Origin of the sequence: Arthrobacter sp. NicSoilC5 (assembly GCF_019977395.1) — a bacterium.
Lineage (GTDB): Bacteria > Actinomycetota > Actinomycetes > Actinomycetales > Micrococcaceae > Arthrobacter.
Genome location: NZ_AP024660.1, coordinates 1,513,791 through 1,530,558 on the forward strand (window position 1 = coordinate 1,513,791; position 16,768 = coordinate 1,530,558).

Genomic DNA, 16,768 nt, shown 5'->3' on the forward strand with positions numbered 1-16,768 from the left:
CCTGACGCCGTCCGCCCCGTGTACCCGGACGCACCTGCGCCGTTACTGCCGGTGGTCGCCCCGGTGCTGGTCCCCGTCCGGACCATACTGGTTTTCTACCGGGTGCTCCGCGCCATCCTGCACGTGGTCCCCTGCCCGGTGTTCTGCTTCTGCCCGGTGTTCCGTGGTTTGTCCCATGCCAGGCTGCCCCGCATCAGCGGCAGGGCCCTGGGGCAGGCGCACGCCGTACTGCGGGCGACCGTCCGGCAGGTCCGGGTAACGGACGGAACGGACCGGCTGCGCCGGCTGCTGGCCGCTGTGCTGCTGGCCGGCGTCGTACTGCTGGGCCGGCTGCTGGCCGGTGTGCTGCTGGCCTGCGTCGTCCGGGTACCCGTGGCCTTCCTGCACCGGTCCGTTGTGGGCGGACGAACCGGAGGACCGCTGGCCGTAGGGATCGTTCCACCCGGCGGGGCGGGCCGGGCCCTGCCCCTGCTGCTGCCCGGGCTGCTGGTGGTGCTGCTGCTGGTACGGCTGGTTGTAGTAGTCATGCTGCGTATACGGGCCGTGGCCGGATGCTGCGTCCGAGCGGGACATGGGCAGCTGCTGCAGGAGCCGCCGGGCCTCGTGGGCTGCCTCGGGGGCCACGATCACGTCGTAGCTGGTGGCCACCACCTGGCTGGTGGAGGTGAAGTCCCGCTTGCCGCGCTGCATGGCGTAGGTGACGATGCCGAAGAGCATGAAGAACGCCGCGCCCATCAGCACCGAGGTCATGATGGAGAAGTACCCGGGTGACGGAGCGAAGAAGGAGAGCATGACGCCCACGAACAGGCCGAACCACATGCCGCTCAGCGCTCCCGACAACGCTACCCGCGGATAGCTCAGGCGCCCCGTAACCCGCTCCACCATCTTCAGTTCATTGCCCACGATGGACACCATCTGGACCGGGAACTGCTGGTCCGCCAGGTAGTCAACCGCTTTCTGGGCGTCGAGGTAGGAAGTGTAGGAGCCAACGGTGTCACCGGTGGGAACAGCCCGGGCATCGTCCGGTCCGTTCGCGGCGCCGGCCTTGGGAGCACCAAAAATGTTCGACATAAACCCATTCTTGCCCATCAAGGTGGGTGCCGCCTGTAAATTCAGCTAAAAGAGAGCAGACTCGGTAGCCTGTAGTGGTGAGCACAACACCTACACGCGTCTTCGTGGCACGCCTCCTGGGCCTCGACGTCTTCGACCCGCTGGGCGACCGGCTGGGCCGGCTGCGCGACGTTGTTGTGCTGTCCCGGGGAACCCGGGGAGCTCCGCACGTGGTGGGCATTGTGGTGGAAGTTCCAGGCAAGAAGCGCGTCTTCGTGCCCATGACCCGCATCACCTCGATCGACCAGACGCAGATCATTTGCACGGGCCTGGTCAACCTGCGCCGGTTTGAACAGCGTGGGGCGGAAACCCTGGTGGTGGCCGAGATGTTCGACCGCCGGGTCACCCTACGCGACGGCAGCGGCGACGCCACGATCGAAGACATCGCCATAGACCAGCACCGGTCCCGCGACTGGTTCGTCAGCAAGCTCTTTGTCCGGCGCGGCCACTCCCTGTCCCCTTTGAGCCGGCTGCGCCGCAACGAAACGCTGATCATCGACTGGGCGGACGCCCAGCAGGGGCCGCGCACCGAACCGCAGGCCGCCACCCAGTTCGTGGCCAACCACGAGGACCTCAAGCCCGCGGACTTCGCCGAGGCCCTGCAGGAAATGAGCGACAAGCGCCGCTTCGAGGTTGCCAGCGAACTGCAGGACGAACGGCTGGCCGACGTCCTCCAGGAACTGCCGGAGGACGACCAGGTAGAGATCCTCTCCGCCCTGGATGTCCAGCGCGCCGCGGACGTCCTGGAGGAGATGGATCCTGACGACGCCGCCGACCTCCTCGGAGAACTCCCCTCCGCCCAGGCAGAGGAACTGCTCCAGCTCATGGAGCCTGAAGGCGCCGAGGACGTCCGCCGCCTGCTTGAGTACGACGAGGACACCGCCGGCGGCCTGATGACCCCGGTGCCTGTCATCCTGCCGCCGGAGGCCACCGTCGCCGAAGCCCTGGCCCACGTCCGGCGCGAGGAGCTCTCCCCCGCCCTGGCGTCGTCGATCTTCATTGCCCGGCCGCCGCTGGAAACGCCCACGGGCCGCTTCCTGGGCGTGGTGCACATCCAGCAGCTGCTGCGTTTCCCGCCGTTCGAGGCACTGGGAAACCTGGTGGACAAGAACCTTGAGCCGTTGTCCGACCAGGCCCACATCAGCGAAGTGGCACGGACTTTGGCCACCTACAACCTGAACTCCCTCCCGGTGGTCAATGACGCCGGCCGGCTTGTGGGGGCGGTGACTGTTGATGACGTCTTGGATCATTTGTTGCCGGACGACTGGCGCGCCCATGACGGCGAAGCCCCGATAAGAAAGCTCGGTGGCCGCATTGGCTGATAACAGCGCTCTGAAGAACACCAACCAGCGGAACCTGGCCAATGCGGAATCAAAAGGCAGTCTCGATACACCCCTAAGCGCGCGCCAGCGGATCCTGCCCAAATTCAAGCCTGACCCGGACGCGTTCGGGCATGCCACCGAGGGCTTTGCCCGGTTCATGGGCACGCCGCAGTTCCTGGTCTACATGACCGTGTTCTGCATTTTCTGGCTCGGTTGGAACACCTGGGCGCCGGTGGAGTGGCAGTTTGATTCGCGGGACCTTGGCTTCACCCTGCTGACCCTGATGCTGTCTCTGCAGGCCTCCTACGCCGCACCCCTCCTGCTGCTGGCGCAGAACCGGCAGGATGACCGTGACCGCGTCTCGCTGCAGCAGGACCGGCAGCGGGCAGAGCGCAACCTGTCCGATACCGAATACCTGACCCGGGAGCTGGCCTCCCTGCGGATCGCGCTGCGCGAAGTAGCAACCCGCGACTACGTCCGGGCCGAGCTGCGCTCGCTCCTGGAAGACCTCCTGGAAGCGCAGGAGGAACTGCGGACCCATGAGGACTCCGGGCCCGGCTCGCACGAATCCCCGCGGGACAAGGTCAAGGACAAACTGCGCGAGCAGCGGGACCGGCAGCGCAACCCGCGCACCCAGCAGATCCCCCGGGTCAAACCCGGCCACTCTGCCCAATGACAAGCAGGCCGTCCGTCACCGGCCGGCCCGCCGCCGATACCGCACGAAAGCCGAGGCTCCGTCCATGAGCGCCCCCACCCACCCCGCAGCCGCCGGCCGGCCACCACTGGTCAGTGCCGTCAACGATGCCCTGGCCACGGTCATCGATCCGGAGCTGCGCCGCCCCATCACGGAACTGGGCATGGTGGACTCCGTCCAGGTGTCCGACGACGGGAAGGTCACCGTCGCGGTCCTGCTCACCATCGCGGGCTGCCCGTTGCGGGATACCATCACCGCCGATTCGCAGAAAGCCCTTTCCGCGGTCCCCGGCGTCACGGCCGTCGACGTCGAGCTCAAGGTGATGGACCAGGCGCAGCGCGATGCCCTCAAGGAGAAGCTGCGCGGACCGGGCGGCCAGCGCACGATTCCCTTCAACGAGCCGGACTCCCTGACCAAGGTCTACGCGGTGGCCAGCGGCAAGGGCGGCGTGGGCAAGTCCTCGGTGACGGTGAACCTGGCCACGGCACTGGCCGCCCAGGGCCTCCGGGTGGGCATCGTGGACGCCGACGTCTACGGCTTCTCCGTACCCGCCCTGCTGGGCATCACGCAAAAACCCACGCAAGTGGACGACATGATCCTTCCGCCCGTGGCCTACGGCGTGAAGGTGATTTCCATCGGTATGTTCGTGACCGGCAACCAGCCGGTGGCCTGGCGCGGACCCATGCTGCACCGGGCGCTCGAACAGTTCCTCACCGACGTCTACTTCGGCGACCTGGATGCCCTGTTCCTGGACCTCCCGCCAGGCACCGGCGACATCGCCATCTCCGTTGCCCAGCTGCTGCCCAAGGCTGAAATCCTGGTGGTCACCACGCCGCAGGCAGCAGCAGCCGACGTCGCCGAACGGGCCGGTGCCATCGCCACGCAGACCGGGCAGAAGATCGCCGGCGTCATCGAGAACATGTCGTATCTGGAGATGCCCGACGGTGGCCGGATGGAGCTGTTCGGCAGCGGCGGCGGGACGGTGCTCACAGAACGGCTCAGCGCCACGGTGGGAGCGGACGTCCCCCTGCTGGGCCAGATTCCCCTGGACATCGAGCTGCGCGAGGGCGGGGATGCAGGGGTTCCGATCGTCCTTGGCAGGCCCGGGGCTCCAGCGGCGGCCGCGCTTACCGGCATCGCCGGGGAGCTTGCCGCTAAACCGCGCGGCCTCGCCGGGATGAAGCTGGGTCTGCAGCCCCGCTGAGTGGGAGGCCTAGGTAGCTTCGGTGTCGAACGGGGCGGTCTCGCCCGGGGCGAGCCGCTGGACTACCCTTTCGGGCCGGCTGGGGGCGGCATCTGCCGCGGCGGCAGCGCCGGAAACGGCAGCCACCGCGGCAGGGGCGCCTGCGCTGACAGGCTTGGTGTCGTCGTCGAGCAGTGCTTCCTTGATGATGCGCCGGGGATCGTACTGGCGGGGATCGTATTTCTTCCAGTCGACATCATCGATGTCGATGCCCACTTCTTCCTTGATTTGCTCACGGGCACCGTTGGCCATCTGGCGGACTTCCTTGACCAGGTTCGCCAGCTTCTGGGTATATTCCGGCAGCCGCTGGGGGCCGATCACCAGCACGCCAATGATCAGCAGAAGGATGAACTCCGGGCCGTTGATTCCAAACACTTTAGGAAGATTACCCTCTCCGGGCAGCGAGTGACGATTCCCACCCGGCGGGCGGGTAAACAGTCCGTGTCATTGGGTGAACAGGGCCGCGATCTTGTTGATTCCGCGCTCCAGCCGTGCATCCAGGGGTTCCGCGGCCTGCCCTTCCGGCCGGTCCGGGACGTCTGCCGCGACTCCCTCCGCCGCGGAATCGGCAAGCCGCTTGAGGATGGGCATGGCATCGTCGGCCTGCTCCGCGGGCAGGTCGGAGCGGTAGGTGATGGTCAGGCCTGCGGCCCGGTACGTGGCGGACCACTGGGAGGTGCCCGGCACCTGCACCGGTCCACCCTCCTGGCCCGCAGCGCTCTCCCCTTCTGCAACCCCGTGAACCACCGGGGCGTGGCCTGCTGGTTCATTGGCGACAGGGTGCTGCTCCGTGACAGTGGCGTGGTGTGCGCCGTCAGTGAGCCTCAACTCCACTGCGGGCTCCCCGTTGACCACCAGCGCACGCGCCGCTTCCAGATGGAATCCCATGGCCTGCAGGTCCGGACACGCCCATCCTTCGGAACGCAGGGTGGCCAGCTGCGTGGCGCTCAAGGGCCGGCCGTCAGCGGGGGTCTGCGATGAGACATGCGAAAAAGCGGCCTCGGTTCCCGCCGGTTCGCCGGCTCCGGGGTCACCTGCTGCCGTGAAAGCACCCACGGCCAGCACGCCCGCCGCAGCTACGGTTCCGCCGGCGGTGAGCGCAAGGGCCCGGGCGGCCATGCGGGGGGTGACACCCTGGGGCGGCGGCACCGGGGCGGCCGGCTGGGCTGCCAGTTCGTGGGTCCGGGCCAGCAGCCGTGCGGTCAGGTCCTGGCTGGCGGGCGGAATGGGGGCATCCCGCAGGCGCTCAAGGTACTGCCGTTCCCGGCGCACCGTGGCGGCACACTCCTGGCAGGCCTCAAGGTGGCTGCCGGTGCGCTGATGCCTGCCGCCGAAAGGAAACTGGGACTTCATGTGCCGTTCAGAGGATGCCGGCGATGCGCGGCATCGAAAGCTTGCGGCGGGACTGCTGCGGGCGCGGATCGCGGTGGGCTAGCTTTTCGCGGAGCATGGTCCGTCCCCGGTGGATGCGCGAACGGACGGTGCCCAGCTTCACGCCCAGGGCCTCGGCGACTTCGTCGTAGGAGAGCCCTTCAAGGTCGCACAGGACCACGGCGGCGCGGAAGTCCGGCGGCAGTTCCTCCAAGGCGGCCTGCACGTCCAGGTCGAGGTTGTTCAACTCGAAGCTTTGCTCCGGACCCGGCTCCCGGCCCGGCAGCCGGGACTCGGCGTCCTCCGCCAGTGCGTCGAAACGGATCCGGGTCTTCCGCCGGGCCTGGTCAAGGAACAGGTTGGTGGTGATGCGGTGGAGCCAGCCATCGAGGGTTCCGGGCTTGAAGTTCTCCAGCGAACGGAACACGCGGACAAAGACCTCCTGGGTGAGGTCCTCGGCGTCGAACTTGTTGCCGGTCAGGCGGTAGGCCAGCCGGTAGACCTTCGCGGAGTGGTTGGTGACCACTTCTTCCCAGGTGGGACGGACCCACTCATCATCGGGATTGTTTACTGCAGGGACAGGTGCCACAACTGAAGATGACATCGTCCACTCCCCTCGTGGAATGCTAACGCCCGGATACTGTTGACATCTCTGATTCGGCGCCGGTCACCTTTTGGATGAGCGGATACCAATCATTTCAAACTTGGCTGGGAATTTCCTGATCGGGCGCAAACTTCAGCCGTCGGCGCAACGCCCGCTTCCCTGCCCGGGCCGGCCGGACACAGTAGGCTTGAGGAGACATTCCCCCTTTACGCCCAGAAAGCGATTATTCATGAGCGCCGACAAGTCCAGCAGCTGGTCCTATGCAGAAGATCTGCCCGCTGAGGATGAGGTTATGCTTCGGGCCCGGGAACGTTCTTTTGAATTGGGCGTCAGCGCCATCAGTCCCGGCGTGGGCGCGGTCCTCACGGTCCTGGCCGCCGCGTCCAAGGCGCAGACGGCGGTGGAGATCGGCACCGGCGCCGGCGTCTCCGGCGTCTGCCTGCTGCGGGGCCTTGGCGCGCACGCTGTCCTGACCACCATCGATGTGGACGTGGAGCACCTGCGGGCTGCCCGCGAAGCGTTCGCCGAGGCCGGCAGTCCCGCCAACCGGACCCGCACCATTTCCGGCCGCGCGGGCGACGTCCTGCCCCGGCTCACGGACGGCGCCTACGATCTTGTCTTCATCGATGCGGACAAGCCCGGGCTCCCCGGCTATGTGGAACAGGCCATCCGGCTGCTCAAGCGCTCGGGCCTGCTGGTCATCAACGATGCCCTGGACAAGGACAAGGTGGCCAACCCTGCAGGCCGCGAGCCCAACACGGTGACCCTGCGGCAGGTGGGCAAGGCCATTCGCGACGACGACAGGCTGGCGTCGGCAATGCTTCCCACCGGGGACGGCCTGCTGGTTGCCGTCAAGAAGTAGTCGCCGCATGAAGGTCGGGGTGCGCAGCCCGCGGGCTGCGCACCCCGACCGGCACGACTATTCGGTAACGCCGACCAGGCATTCCTTGAGGTTGGCTGCCTCGGCAGCGTTCAGTTCGACCACCAGGCGCCCGCCGCCTTCGAGCGGGACCCGCATGATCAGGCTGCGGCCCTCCTTGGTGACTTCCATTGGGCCGTCGCCGGTGCGTGGTTTCATAGCCGCCATGAGGAATTCCCCTCCATTTTGTCCCAGGACTAATCAGCCCGGGCGGGCTGTGTCCGCATGTCGATCAGGCCGCTGTGGCGGGGTGGTTGGACCACCGCCGAGGCTGCGCGTTTTCTGAATGCTTTTGTCCTTGCTTACCTATCATTATCGCGGAATTACCCGCACGTAGCTAATCGATGGACATTTCCCGGAACGTGTCATTCCCGCCCTGACCTGCGCGAAAGCCCATTTTGCTACGGCGGATAATCCCCTCCGCCGGGCAGCGGCGCCCACGCCCACAGCCACACGATCCAGACGATCTGCAGCAGCAGGAACATGGCCACAACGGTCCCCCGGTACGCCCTGGACCGGGACAGGAAAACCGTGCCCAGTGCCAGCGGAAACAGCGGCAGCAGCATCCTGAAGGTACTGGTCTGGGGGTGGAGGAACGCCAGCAGGTAACCCATGTAGCAGGCGCACCAGAGCCGCAGTTCGACGCCGAGCCGCACCACCGGCGGCAGGAACAGCATCACGCCGAACAGGGCCACGAAAACCAGGGGTGCGAGGACGCCCAGCACAGGACCAAAGAGGTCGACGCCGGTGTCGAACCACGGCTTGAACGGCACCAGGTCGCGGCCCCGCCAGACGGTTTCGGTTTTGGTGTACGCCTGCAGGTCCCCGGTGGCCGCCCATGCCGCAGCCGGCCACGCCAGGGCGGACAGGCCGGCGACGGCGGTGAGTCCGGTGAGTGCCGCCAGGTCCTTGACCGAGTGGGTATTGTCAGCCGGCCCCCCTTGCCGCCCGCGGCGGAGATTCGCGGCGGCGTGGAAGACCAGGAGCAGCCCCAGCATGGCAGCGAAGGGAACGCCCACGGGCCGGGACAGGCACAGCAGGACCACTACGGGGGCGGCCCAGAGGTACCGGCGTCGCACCACCAGGAGCAGGGCCCCAGCGAGCAGCAGGAGGGACAGCGGCTCGGCGTAGGGCACTTGCAGAACAGCCGAAACAGGGAAGACCGAGAAGAACGCAACACCCCACATAGCGGGTGCGTGCGGGGCCTTCTGCCGGAAGAGGGCGTACACCGCGAGCGCAGCACCCCATCCGGCCAGCATGGCGACCACCGTGAGTGCGGCGGCAGGGTTCAGGCCGGTGAGGCGGCTGAGTCCGCCGGCCAGCGCAGGAAAGAGCGGGTAGAACGCCCACGTGTTTTCCTGGACGTTCCCGGCGGCGTCCGTGGGAAGGACCGACGGGTAGCCGTTGGCGATGACCTGCGCGTACCAGCGGGCATCCCAGATGTTGATGAAGTTCCAGTAGTCCGGCTTTGGCGGGAACCAGGGGTTGGGGCCCTGGTGGAGCGCCGCGGCCATGAAAATGCAGGCTGTTATTAGCCTGGACCCGCCGTACAGTGCGGTGACCTGGAGCCACCATGGCCAGCCCCTGACGGCGGATGCAGCCCGGTGGGCCATATTGCCGGCAGAGGCCAGCGGGCTGCGGCGGGCAACCGTGCTCACAGGCCGCCCTTCCGCGGGGCAGCGCCTTCATGGACCGCCGGGTTCCCGCCCTCTCCCGCGTCCGGCACTTCCGGAACCGTGCTGGGGGCCTGGGGCCCGCCGTCGTCCGGCTGGCCTGGGCCGGCGCCGGTTTGCGCTTCCGTGGCGGCCAGCCGGTCCCGCAGTTCGGCCATTTCCGCGTCGCGTGCCGCCAGCTGGTCCCGCAGTTCGTCCAGGACCTGGTCCACCTGGTCCATCCGGTAGCCGCGCAGGCCCAGCGAGAAGCGAAGCCGGGTCACGTCCTCCGGAACGGCGCGCTCCGGCAGCAGCACCGGCGGCAGATTGGCCGGCGGCTCTTCGAAACCGCCCAGCAGGACAGGCAGCACCGCCCCGTCCGGCCTGCGGGAGCGCCGGCCCAGGCCGGCCCAAAGGACCGCCGCCACAAGGACGACGGCGAGGAAAACCAGAAAGAAGCTCACTGCTCCATCGTGCCAGACCGGTGGCGCCAACCGCGGCCCGCAGCTACTCCGGCCGCTGTTCCCCGTTCAGTGACGGGGCCACCGCGCCGTGGAGGACCCGGTCCACGGCTTCGGCGGGGTCATCAACCAGCTGGATAAGGTCAAGGTCCTTCTCTGAGACCATGCCCTCGGCCACCAGGGTGCCCCTGATCCACTCGATCATCGGTCCCCAGAAGTCGACGCCCAGGAGGACGATGGGGAAGGACGTCACTTTCCGGGTCTGGACCAGGACCATGGCCTCGAACAGCTCATCCAGGGTGCCCAGGCCGCCGGGCAGCACAATGAAGCCCTGCGCGTATTTAACGAACATGGTCTTGCGGGCAAAGAAGTAGCGGAAGTTGATGCCCAGGTCCACCCACTGGTTCAGGCCCTGCTCGAAGGGCAGTTCAATGCCGAGACCCACCGATACGCCGTTGCCTTCCACCGTTCCCCGGTTGGCCGCCTCCATGGAACCCGGGCCGCCGCCGGTGATCACGGCGACGCCGGCTTCGGCGAGCTTGCGCCCCACTTCCACGCCCATCTCGTAGTACACGCTTCCGGGCTTGGTGCGGGCTGAGCCGAAGACGCTGACGGCCTTCCCGATGTCCGCCAGCGCGCCGAAGCCCTCGACGAATTCGCTCTGGATCCGCAGGACCCGCCAAGGGTCGGTGTGGACGAACTGGCCGGGGCCTTTCGTATCGAGCAGGTGCTGGTCCGACATTTCCACGGCCGCCTGCTTGCGGCGCAGCTCGAGGGGCCCCTTACGGCGCGGCTGGGTATTCTTGGCCGGATCTGCGTTGATGCTCATTCCCCTAGGCTAACCTCCAACTCCAGGTATCTCTTGAATCACGATCGGCATGAACTTGGGGTGATTGGCGTCATAACCCACGGTTGTTCGCTAGATTCTTTCCTATGACTACTCATGTGCCCGGCGATGCTCTCGTCTCCCTGAACGCCGTTAACAAGCATTACGGCCAGCTGCACGTTTTGAAGGACATCAACCTCCAGGTCCGCAAGGGCGAGGTTGTTGTGGTCATCGGGCCCTCCGGCTCCGGTAAGTCCACCCTCTGCCGGGCAATCAACCGCCTGGAAACCATCGAGGGCGGAACCATCAGCATCGACGGGAAAGTCCTCCCCGAGGAAGGCAAGGAACTCGCACAGCTCCGCGCCGACGTCGGAATGGTCTTCCAGTCGTTCAACCTGTTCGCGCACAAGACCATCCTTGAAAACGTCACCCTGGGGCCGATCAAGGTCAAAGGTGTTTCCAAGGCGGCAGCGGAAAAGGACGCCATGGCGCTCCTGGAACGCGTGGGCGTGGGCCACCAGGCTCCCAAGCTGCCGGCCCAGCTCTCGGGCGGCCAGCAGCAGCGCGTTGCGATCGCCCGCGCCTTGGCAATGAAGCCGAAGGTGATGCTGTTCGACGAGCCCACGTCAGCGCTGGACCCCGAAATGATCAACGAGGTCCTGGACGTCATGGTCCAGCTCGCCAAGGAAGGCATGACCATGATCGTGGTCACCCACGAGATGGGCTTCGCCCGCAAGGCGGCCGATCGTGTGGTCTTCATGGCGGACGGCCAGATCGTGGAGGACGCCACCCCGGAGGAGTTCTTCACCAACCCGAAGAGTGACCGGGCCAAGGACTTCCTGTCCAAGCTCCTCACCCACTGACTTACCGAACAACATCACACTTCAGATCGCATCCAGGCCGGAAAACCCGCGGCCACCAATGAAAGGAATGTCATGAAGGCATTTATGTCCCGGCGAAAGTCCTTCGTCGTGGCGGCTACCGCTGCCCTCGCACTGTCACTGAGCGCCTGCGGCGGTGGAGACTCAGGCGGCTCCAGCAACCCGAGCCCCGTTGAGAAGCCGTCGTTCGCTGCCGGAACCACCATGGCGAAGCTGTCCTCCGCCGGCACCATCAAGATCGGCACCAAGTTCGACCAGCCGCTGTTCGGCCAGGTGGGCCTGGACGGCAAGCCCGTAGGTTTCGACGTTGAAATGGGCAAGCTGATCGCCGCCAAGCTGGGCATCCCCGCAGACAAGATCGAATGGTCCGAGACCGTTTCGGCCAACCGCGAGCCCTTCATCGAGCAGGGCAAGGTTGACCTGGTCATCGCCACGTACACCATCAGCGACAAGCGCAAGCAGGTTGTGGACTTCGCCGGCCCTTACTACGAAGCCGGCCAGGCCCTCATGGTGAACAAGGACAACGACACCATCAAGAAGCCCGAGGACGTCAAGGGCAAGAAGGTCTGCTCCGTCACCGGTTCCACCCCGGCCGCCACGATTGTGGACAAGTACGGCGCCGAGCTCGTCCCGGCCGCCACCTATTCTGCCTGCCTGGAGCCGCTGCGCAACAAGCAGGTTGAAGCCGTGACCACTGACAACGTGATCCTCGCCGGCTTCGTTGACAAGGAGCCGGACGCCTTCAAGCTCGCTTCCGACGAGACCTTCACCAAGGAGCCTTACGGCATCGGCCTGAAGAAGGGCGACACCGAGTTCCGCAACTGGATCAACGACCAGCTCGAATCCTTCGAAAAGGACGGCTCCTACAAGAAGGCCTGGGAAGCCACTGCGGGTTCGGTCATTAAGACCGCCCCCAGCCTCCCGGCCATCAACCGTTACTGAGTAGCGTCCGCCGCGCCGCCGGGGCTGTTCAGCAGCCCCGGCGGCACCGCCTTTAATCCGTCCACGCTTACAGCCGAAGGATCTTATGGACGTCATCTTTGAAAACCTGCCCCTGTACTGGGAGGGTTTTCTCCGCACTCTTTTTCTCTCCGTTGTCTCCGGCATTTTCGCGTTGATCCTTGGCACCTTGCTTGCCGCGGCACGCGTCTCCCCGGTCGCAGCGCTTCGCGGTTTCAGCACCGTGTATGTGGAAGTCCTCCGCAACACGCCGCTGACCATCGCATTCTTCTTCGCAGCGGTGGTGCTCCCCCGGATCGGGGTCAAGTTCGAGCAGTTCGAGATCGCCGCAATCATTGCCCTCAGCACCTACACCGCCGCGTTCATCGCCGAAGCTGTCCGCTCGGGCGTCAACAGCGTGCCTGTGGGCCAGGCCGAAGCCGCACGCAGCATCGGCATGAAGTTCGGCCAGGTTCTCTCGCTCATCATCCTTCCCCAGGCACTGCGCACGGTGATCCCGCCGCTGATCAACATCCTGATCGCCCTGGTCAAAAACTCCTCGGTGGCCGGTGCCTTCTTCGTCCTGGAACTGTTCGGTTACGGCCGCCAGCTGGCCAACGCCAACGGTGACGCCGTGATCACGGTCCTGCTGGGCACGGCGTTCTTCTATCTGCTCCTCACCGTTCCGCTGGGAATCCTCGCCAACACGGTGGAACGAAAGGTGGCGATTGCCCGATGAGTTCCGTTCTCTACGACGTCCCGGGTCCCAAGGCCCGCCGGGTCTCCCTCATTGCCTCCATCATTGGCGGCCTGCTGATTCTTGGCCTGCTGGCCTGGGTTGTCCTGACCCTTTCCCAGCAGGGCATCTTCGAAGCCCGCCGCTGGCAGATCTTCACCCGTGCCGATGTTTGGCGCCTCCTCGGCAACGGGCTGGGATCCACCCTCTCGGCAGCGGCACTTGCCGCAGTCATCGCGTTCCCGCTGGGCCTGCTGCTGTGCCTCCTGCGCATTTCGGACGCCGCCGCCATCCGGGTACCCATGCGGGTCATCCTGGAGTTCCTGCGCGGCATGCCCGTGGTCCTGATGATGCTATTCATCCTCCTGGGCTTCGGCACCTCCGCGTTCGTCGCCGTGGTGGCCGGCCTGGTGCTGTACAACGCGGCGGTCTTTGCCGAAATCATCCGGGCCGGTATCCAGTCCCTCCCGAAGGGGCAGCGCGAAGCCGGCCTGGCCATCGGCCTGACCAGCTACAAGTCGCGCATGCTGATCGAACTGCCGCAGGCAATCCGCCGCATGATGCCCTCGCTCGTTGCGCAGATGGTGGTTCTGTTGAAGGACACTTCGCTGGGCTACATCGTGGCGTACGGCGAGCTGCTGCGGGCCGTCCAGGTCATGGCGGACTTCCTGGGTACCCAGTACCTGTTCCCCATCTTCTTTGTGGCGGCGGCCATCTACATCGCCATCAACATCTCGGTTTCACGGCTTGCCGTATGGATCGAGCGCCGCGGCTCCAAAAAGGCGGCCGGCGGCACGGCGAAGGCCGAACCCGACGTCCTGGAAGCTGCGGCTCCCTAGGCTTCTAAGCTGCAACAGAAAAGGTCCGGAATTCCCGTGGGGAGTTCCGGACCTTTGCCGTTAAGGGCCGTCAGCCGGCGAGCCAGCTTTGCAGCGCGGCGAGGCATTTGCGGACGGCATCAGCGTGGACGTGCTCGTTGTCCTTGTGCGCCAGCAGCGCATCGCCCGGGCCGAAGTTCACCGCGGGGATGCCCAGCTCGCTGAAGCGGGCGACGTCGGTCCAGCCGTATTTGGGCTTGGGCTCGGCTCCCACGGCGGCAATGAAGGAGGCGGCAGCCGGGTGCTGCAGGCCAGGACGCGCTCCCGCGGCGGCATCAGTGCGGACCACGTCGAAGCCCGCCAGCAGTTCCCGGACGTGGGCTTCTGCCTGGTCCGGCGTCTTGTCCGGGGCGAACCGGTAGTTGATTTCCACCACACAGCGGTCCGGGATGACATTGCCGGCGGTGCCGCCGTTGATCTTTACCGCGTTGAGGCTTTCCCGGTAGTCCAGCCCGTCAACGTTGATCGTCCGCGGTTCGTAGGATGCCAGGCGGGCCAGGATGGGGGCTGCTGCGTGGATGGCGTTGCTGCCCATCCATGCCCGCGCCGAGTGTGCGGCCTCGCCCGCCGTGCTGGCCTCGAACCGGCTGGTGCCGTTGCAGCCGCCCTCCACCGTGCCATCCGTAGGCTCCAGCAGGATGGCGAAATCTCCTTGCAGCAGGTCTCCGTGGTTGCGGACCAGGCGTCCCAGGCCGCTCTTGACCGCCTCCACTTCCTCATGGTCGTAGAACACGAAGGTGACGTCCCGCTTGGGCTGCGCGCCGCCGTCGAACATTCGTGCTGCCAGCGCCAGCTGGACCGCCACGCCGCCCTTCATGTCGGTGGCTCCGCGGCCATAGAGGACGCCTTCACCCGGAACGCCGGATTCCCAGCTGGACGGGACAGTGCCCCTGGAACCTTCGGTCAGGGGCAACGGAACCGTGTCCAGGTGGCCGGCGAGGATGACCCGTTCGGCGCGGCCCAGTTCGGTGCGGGCGACGATGGCGTCACCGTCGCGCACCACCGTGAGCTGGGGAATCCCCCGCAATGCGGCTTCGACGGCGTCCGCGAGCTGCTTCTCATTGCCCGACACGCTGTTGATGTCCATGAGTGCCGCGGTCAGCAGCGCAACGTCCTGGTGCAGGTCAAGGGTGGACACGGAAGATTCGGGGGCGGTTTCAGCAGTCACGAAGCCAGTCTAGTTCGAACCGCCTGCCCGGCCCTCGATAGACTGGAGCACATGACTGAGACTGCTTCCTCCGCCGTGCCCGAAACCCTGACCTCCAACACTGAAGACCGTTCCGCCTATGGCTTTGGTGTGGCCACCATCGCCACCACCGGCAGCGACACCACGGTCCTGGACGTCTGGTTCCCGGCACCGGCACTCGGTGTTGCGGCCGAGGACCTCCGCTCGGTGGAAAACGCCGACGAAGCCCTGACCGCCATCGCTGAGAACGGCGCAGACCAGGACCGCGGCACGGAGCAGAAGGTGGTCTTTGTCCAGATCAACCTCGACGAAGCCCCCGCCGACACCGCGGACGCCTACCTCCGCCTGCACCTTCTCTCGCACCGCCTGGTCCAGCCCAACACCATTAACCTGGACGGCATCTTCGCCAAGCTCCCCAACGTCGTGTGGACCAATTTCGGCCCCGCCGCCGTCGAGGGCTTTGAACTGACGCGCGCCAGGCTGCGCCGGCGGGGCGCTGTCACCGTCTACGGCATCGACAAGTTCCCGCGCATGGTGGACTATGTGGTCCCCAGCGGGGTCAGGATTGCCGACGCCGACAGGGTGCGCCTGGGTGCGCACCTCGCCGCCGGCACCACCGTCATGCACGAGGGCTTCGTGAACTTCAACGCCGGGACCCTGGGCACCTCCATGGTGGAGGGGCGCATCTCGGCGGGCGTCGTGACCGGGGACGGCAGCGACGTGGGTGGCGGCGCGTCCATCATGGGCACCCTGTCCGGCGGCGGCAAGGAAAAGATCACCATCGGCGAGCGGGTCCTGCTCGGGGCAAACTCAGGCGTGGGCATCAGCATCGGTGACGATTCGGTGGTGGAAGCCGGCCTCTACGTCACGGCGGGCACCCGCGTCCGCGTCCCGGGCCCCAAGGACGAGGTGGGCGAGGACACCACCAGGATCGTCAAGGCTGCCGAGCTTTCCGGCGTCCCCAACCTGCTGTTCCGCCGCAACTCCACCACGGGCGCGGTGGAGGCTCTCCCCCGCAAGGGCCAGACCGTGGAACTGAACGACGCCCTGCACGCCAACTAGTCTCTTCGTGGCACCTCTGTCTGTGGCGCGCAGGCGCGGCCTGCGCCGCCTGGCGGTGCTGCTCCTCACCCTGGCACTGGCAGCGGGAGGCATTTACACGGCGGTCTACTTTGTGCAGCGTTCCGAGACCCTCGTCTCGGAGCGCTGCACAGCCACGGCCGGCGGCCGGACCGGGGAACTGGCGCCGGACCAGGCGGCCAATGCAGCCCTGATCACCGCCGCGGCCGTCCGGCGGGGCCTCCCTCCGCGTGCCGCCACCATTGCCCTGGCCACTGCCATGCAGGAGTCAAAGCTGCGCAACATCGGCCACGGCGACCAGGCCGGCCCTGACTCGCGGGGGCTCTTCCAGCAGCGGCCTTCCCAGGGCTGGGGCACCGAGGCCCAGATCATGGACCCGTACTACGCCGTCAACGCCTTCTATGACGCCCTGGTGAAGATCCCTGGGTACGAAACGCTGGACATCACTGACGCGGCCCAGCAGGTCCAGCGTTCCGCCTACCCCAAGGCCTATGCCCAGCACGAGGAGATGGGCCGGGCCTTCGCTTCCGGGCTGACCGGACAGACTCCGGCGGGAGTCCAGTGCACGCTGCGCTCCCCGACGGCAGGCGGGAATTCAACAACAGTGGTGACGGAGCTGGAGCAGGCGTACGGCGGCGTGGATGCGCAGGTGGACGGCGCCACCCTGGTAGTGGACGCGGACGGGGCACTGGCATGGTCGGTGGCCCAGTGGGCGGTTGCGAATGCCAAGGACCTGGCGGTGACAAGGGTGGAAGTCGCCGGCCGCAGCTGGGACCGGCCAGGCGGGGACGGATGGCAGGCGTCGGGGGCCGCCGCCGGGCAGGTGCGCATCACCGTACGGCAGGACGACGGCGGCACGTGACCTC

19 protein-coding genes are annotated in these 16,768 nt (G+C 66.6%); 10 read left to right on the forward strand and 9 right to left on the reverse strand.

Features of this window, described 5'->3' with window-relative positions; genetic code table 11:
* Window positions 1-42: 42 nt before the first annotated feature.
* The gene (locus LDO22_RS07020; protein WP_224026570.1) at window positions 43-1,071 is read right to left on the reverse strand and encodes a general stress protein; all 1,029 of its coding nucleotides are present in this window, start codon (window positions 1,069-1,071) and stop codon (window positions 43-45) included.
* Window positions 1,072-1,148: 77 nt separating this feature from the next.
* Between LDO22_RS07020 and LDO22_RS07025 the strand changes: the two genes are divergently transcribed.
* The 3 genes from LDO22_RS07025 (at window position 1,149) to LDO22_RS07035 (ending at window position 4,330) form a co-directional block, all read left to right on the forward strand.
* Entirely contained in the window at window positions 1,149-2,432 is a 1,284-nt protein-coding gene (locus tag LDO22_RS07025) for a CBS domain-containing protein (protein WP_159631493.1), read from the forward strand.
* A complete protein-coding gene (locus LDO22_RS07030; RefSeq protein ID WP_159631492.1) occupies window positions 2,416-3,108 on the forward strand; it encodes a DUF1003 domain-containing protein in 693 nt (230 codons plus the stop codon). Before LDO22_RS07025 ends, LDO22_RS07030 begins: the two co-directional genes overlap by 17 nt.
* 64 nt (window positions 3,109-3,172) lie before the next feature.
* The gene (locus tag LDO22_RS07035) at window positions 3,173-4,330 is read left to right on the forward strand and encodes an Mrp/NBP35 family ATP-binding protein (RefSeq protein WP_224026571.1); all 1,158 of its coding nucleotides are present in this window, start codon (window positions 3,173-3,175) and stop codon (window positions 4,328-4,330) included.
* Window positions 4,331-4,339: 9 nt separating this feature from the next.
* On the opposite strand, the gene LDO22_RS07040 is transcribed toward LDO22_RS07035, so the two are convergent.
* The 3 genes from LDO22_RS07040 to sigE all read right to left on the reverse strand — a co-directional run bounded on the left by LDO22_RS07040 (window position 4,340) and on the right by sigE (window position 6,344).
* Window positions 4,340-4,744 carry a Sec-independent protein translocase TatB gene (locus LDO22_RS07040; RefSeq protein WP_224026572.1) on the reverse strand — a complete coding sequence of 135 codons (405 nt, stop codon included), beginning with the start codon at window positions 4,742-4,744 and terminating at the stop codon, window positions 4,340-4,342.
* 69 nt (window positions 4,745-4,813) lie between these two features.
* The gene (locus LDO22_RS07045) at window positions 4,814-5,722 is read right to left on the reverse strand and encodes an anti-sigma factor (RefSeq protein ID WP_224026573.1); all 909 of its coding nucleotides are present in this window, start codon (window positions 5,720-5,722) and stop codon (window positions 4,814-4,816) included.
* Between the two features lie 7 nt (window positions 5,723-5,729).
* The gene (gene sigE, locus LDO22_RS07050; RefSeq protein ID WP_159631489.1) at window positions 5,730-6,344 is read right to left on the reverse strand and encodes an RNA polymerase sigma factor SigE; all 615 of its coding nucleotides are present in this window, start codon (window positions 6,342-6,344) and stop codon (window positions 5,730-5,732) included.
* A 229-nt stretch (window positions 6,345-6,573) separates the two neighbouring features.
* Between sigE and LDO22_RS07055 the strand changes: the two genes are divergently transcribed.
* Entirely contained in the window at window positions 6,574-7,206 is a 633-nt protein-coding gene (locus LDO22_RS07055; protein WP_159631488.1) for an O-methyltransferase, read from the forward strand.
* Between the two features lie 57 nt (window positions 7,207-7,263).
* Here LDO22_RS07055 and LDO22_RS07060 read toward each other — a convergent pair whose 3' ends face one another.
* From LDO22_RS07060 to LDO22_RS07075, 4 genes are all read right to left on the reverse strand, one after another.
* Window positions 7,264-7,431 carry a DUF3117 domain-containing protein gene (locus LDO22_RS07060; RefSeq protein WP_009357720.1) on the reverse strand — a complete coding sequence of 56 codons (168 nt, stop codon included), beginning with the start codon at window positions 7,429-7,431 and terminating at the stop codon, window positions 7,264-7,266.
* A 233-nt stretch (window positions 7,432-7,664) separates the two neighbouring features.
* The gene (locus LDO22_RS07065) at window positions 7,665-8,921 is read right to left on the reverse strand and encodes a hypothetical protein (protein ID WP_224026574.1); all 1,257 of its coding nucleotides are present in this window, start codon (window positions 8,919-8,921) and stop codon (window positions 7,665-7,667) included.
* On the reverse strand, window positions 8,918-9,379 hold the full coding sequence (locus LDO22_RS07070) for a DivIVA domain-containing protein (RefSeq protein WP_159631486.1): 462 nt from the start codon (window positions 9,377-9,379) through the stop codon (window positions 8,918-8,920). Before LDO22_RS07070 ends, LDO22_RS07065 begins: the two co-directional genes overlap by 4 nt.
* A gap of 43 nt (window positions 9,380-9,422) precedes the next feature.
* Entirely contained in the window at window positions 9,423-10,205 is a 783-nt protein-coding gene (locus tag LDO22_RS07075) for a TIGR00730 family Rossman fold protein (RefSeq protein WP_159631485.1), read from the reverse strand.
* Between the two features lie 104 nt (window positions 10,206-10,309).
* Here LDO22_RS07075 and LDO22_RS07080 point away from each other — a divergent pair, with 104 nt between their 5' ends.
* From LDO22_RS07080 to LDO22_RS07095, 4 genes are all read left to right on the forward strand, one after another.
* Window positions 10,310-11,065 carry an amino acid ABC transporter ATP-binding protein gene (locus LDO22_RS07080; protein WP_026265670.1) on the forward strand — a complete coding sequence of 252 codons (756 nt, stop codon included), beginning with the start codon at window positions 10,310-10,312 and terminating at the stop codon, window positions 11,063-11,065.
* A 72-nt stretch (window positions 11,066-11,137) separates the two neighbouring features.
* Window positions 11,138-12,025, forward strand: coding sequence for a glutamate ABC transporter substrate-binding protein (locus LDO22_RS07085; RefSeq protein ID WP_141159890.1), 888 nt, complete (start codon window positions 11,138-11,140; stop codon window positions 12,023-12,025).
* Between the two features lie 85 nt (window positions 12,026-12,110).
* Window positions 12,111-12,761 carry an ABC transporter permease subunit gene (locus tag LDO22_RS07090; RefSeq protein ID WP_018768597.1) on the forward strand — a complete coding sequence of 217 codons (651 nt, stop codon included), beginning with the start codon at window positions 12,111-12,113 and terminating at the stop codon, window positions 12,759-12,761.
* Entirely contained in the window at window positions 12,758-13,597 is an 840-nt protein-coding gene (locus tag LDO22_RS07095) for an ABC transporter permease subunit (protein WP_224026575.1), read from the forward strand. The genes LDO22_RS07090 and LDO22_RS07095 overlap by 4 nt, the downstream gene beginning before the upstream one ends.
* 70 nt (window positions 13,598-13,667) lie before the next feature.
* Here LDO22_RS07095 and dapE read toward each other — a convergent pair whose 3' ends face one another.
* Window positions 13,668-14,804 (reverse strand): succinyl-diaminopimelate desuccinylase, encoded by a 1,137-nt coding sequence (gene dapE, locus LDO22_RS07100; protein WP_159631482.1) that lies wholly within the window; start codon window positions 14,802-14,804, stop codon window positions 13,668-13,670.
* A 51-nt stretch (window positions 14,805-14,855) separates the two neighbouring features.
* On the opposite strand from dapE, the gene dapD reads away from it, so the two are divergent.
* Window positions 14,856-15,884, forward strand: coding sequence for a 2,3,4,5-tetrahydropyridine-2,6-dicarboxylate N-succinyltransferase (gene dapD / locus LDO22_RS07105; protein ID WP_159631481.1), 1,029 nt, complete (start codon window positions 14,856-14,858; stop codon window positions 15,882-15,884).
* A gap of 22 nt (window positions 15,885-15,906) precedes the next feature.
* Window positions 15,907-16,764 carry a hypothetical protein gene (locus tag LDO22_RS07110; protein WP_224027184.1) on the forward strand — a complete coding sequence of 286 codons (858 nt, stop codon included), beginning with the start codon at window positions 15,907-15,909 and terminating at the stop codon, window positions 16,762-16,764.
* The last annotated feature ends 4 nt before the right edge of the window (window positions 16,765-16,768 follow it).

Coding starts and splice junctions, on each gene's coding strand:
- LDO22_RS07085 (WP_141159890.1), top strand. CDS start 11,138: ATGAAGGCATTTATGTCCCGGCGAAAGTCCTTCGTCGTGGCGGCTACC.
- dapD (WP_159631481.1), top strand. CDS start 14,856: ATGACTGAGACTGCTTCCTCCGCCGTGCCCGAAACCCTGACCTCCAAC.
- LDO22_RS07080 (WP_026265670.1), top strand. CDS start 10,310: ATGACTACTCATGTGCCCGGCGATGCTCTCGTCTCCCTGAACGCCGTT.
- LDO22_RS07020 (WP_224026570.1), bottom strand. CDS start 1,071: ATGTCGAACATTTTTGGTGCTCCCAAGGCCGGCGCCGCGAACGGACCG.
- LDO22_RS07060 (WP_009357720.1), bottom strand. CDS start 7,431: ATGGCGGCTATGAAACCACGCACCGGCGACGGCCCAATGGAAGTCACC.
- LDO22_RS07075 (WP_159631485.1), bottom strand. CDS start 10,205: ATGAGCATCAACGCAGATCCGGCCAAGAATACCCAGCCGCGCCGTAAG.
- LDO22_RS07055 (WP_159631488.1), top strand. CDS start 6,574: ATGAGCGCCGACAAGTCCAGCAGCTGGTCCTATGCAGAAGATCTGCCC.
- LDO22_RS07090 (WP_018768597.1), top strand. CDS start 12,111: ATGGACGTCATCTTTGAAAACCTGCCCCTGTACTGGGAGGGTTTTCTC.
- LDO22_RS07095 (WP_224026575.1), top strand. CDS start 12,758: ATGAGTTCCGTTCTCTACGACGTCCCGGGTCCCAAGGCCCGCCGGGTC.
- sigE (WP_159631489.1), bottom strand. CDS start 6,344: ATGTCATCTTCAGTTGTGGCACCTGTCCCTGCAGTAAACAATCCCGAT.
- LDO22_RS07045 (WP_224026573.1), bottom strand. CDS start 5,722: ATGAAGTCCCAGTTTCCTTTCGGCGGCAGGCATCAGCGCACCGGCAGC.
- LDO22_RS07035 (WP_224026571.1), top strand. CDS start 3,173: ATGAGCGCCCCCACCCACCCCGCAGCCGCCGGCCGGCCACCACTGGTC.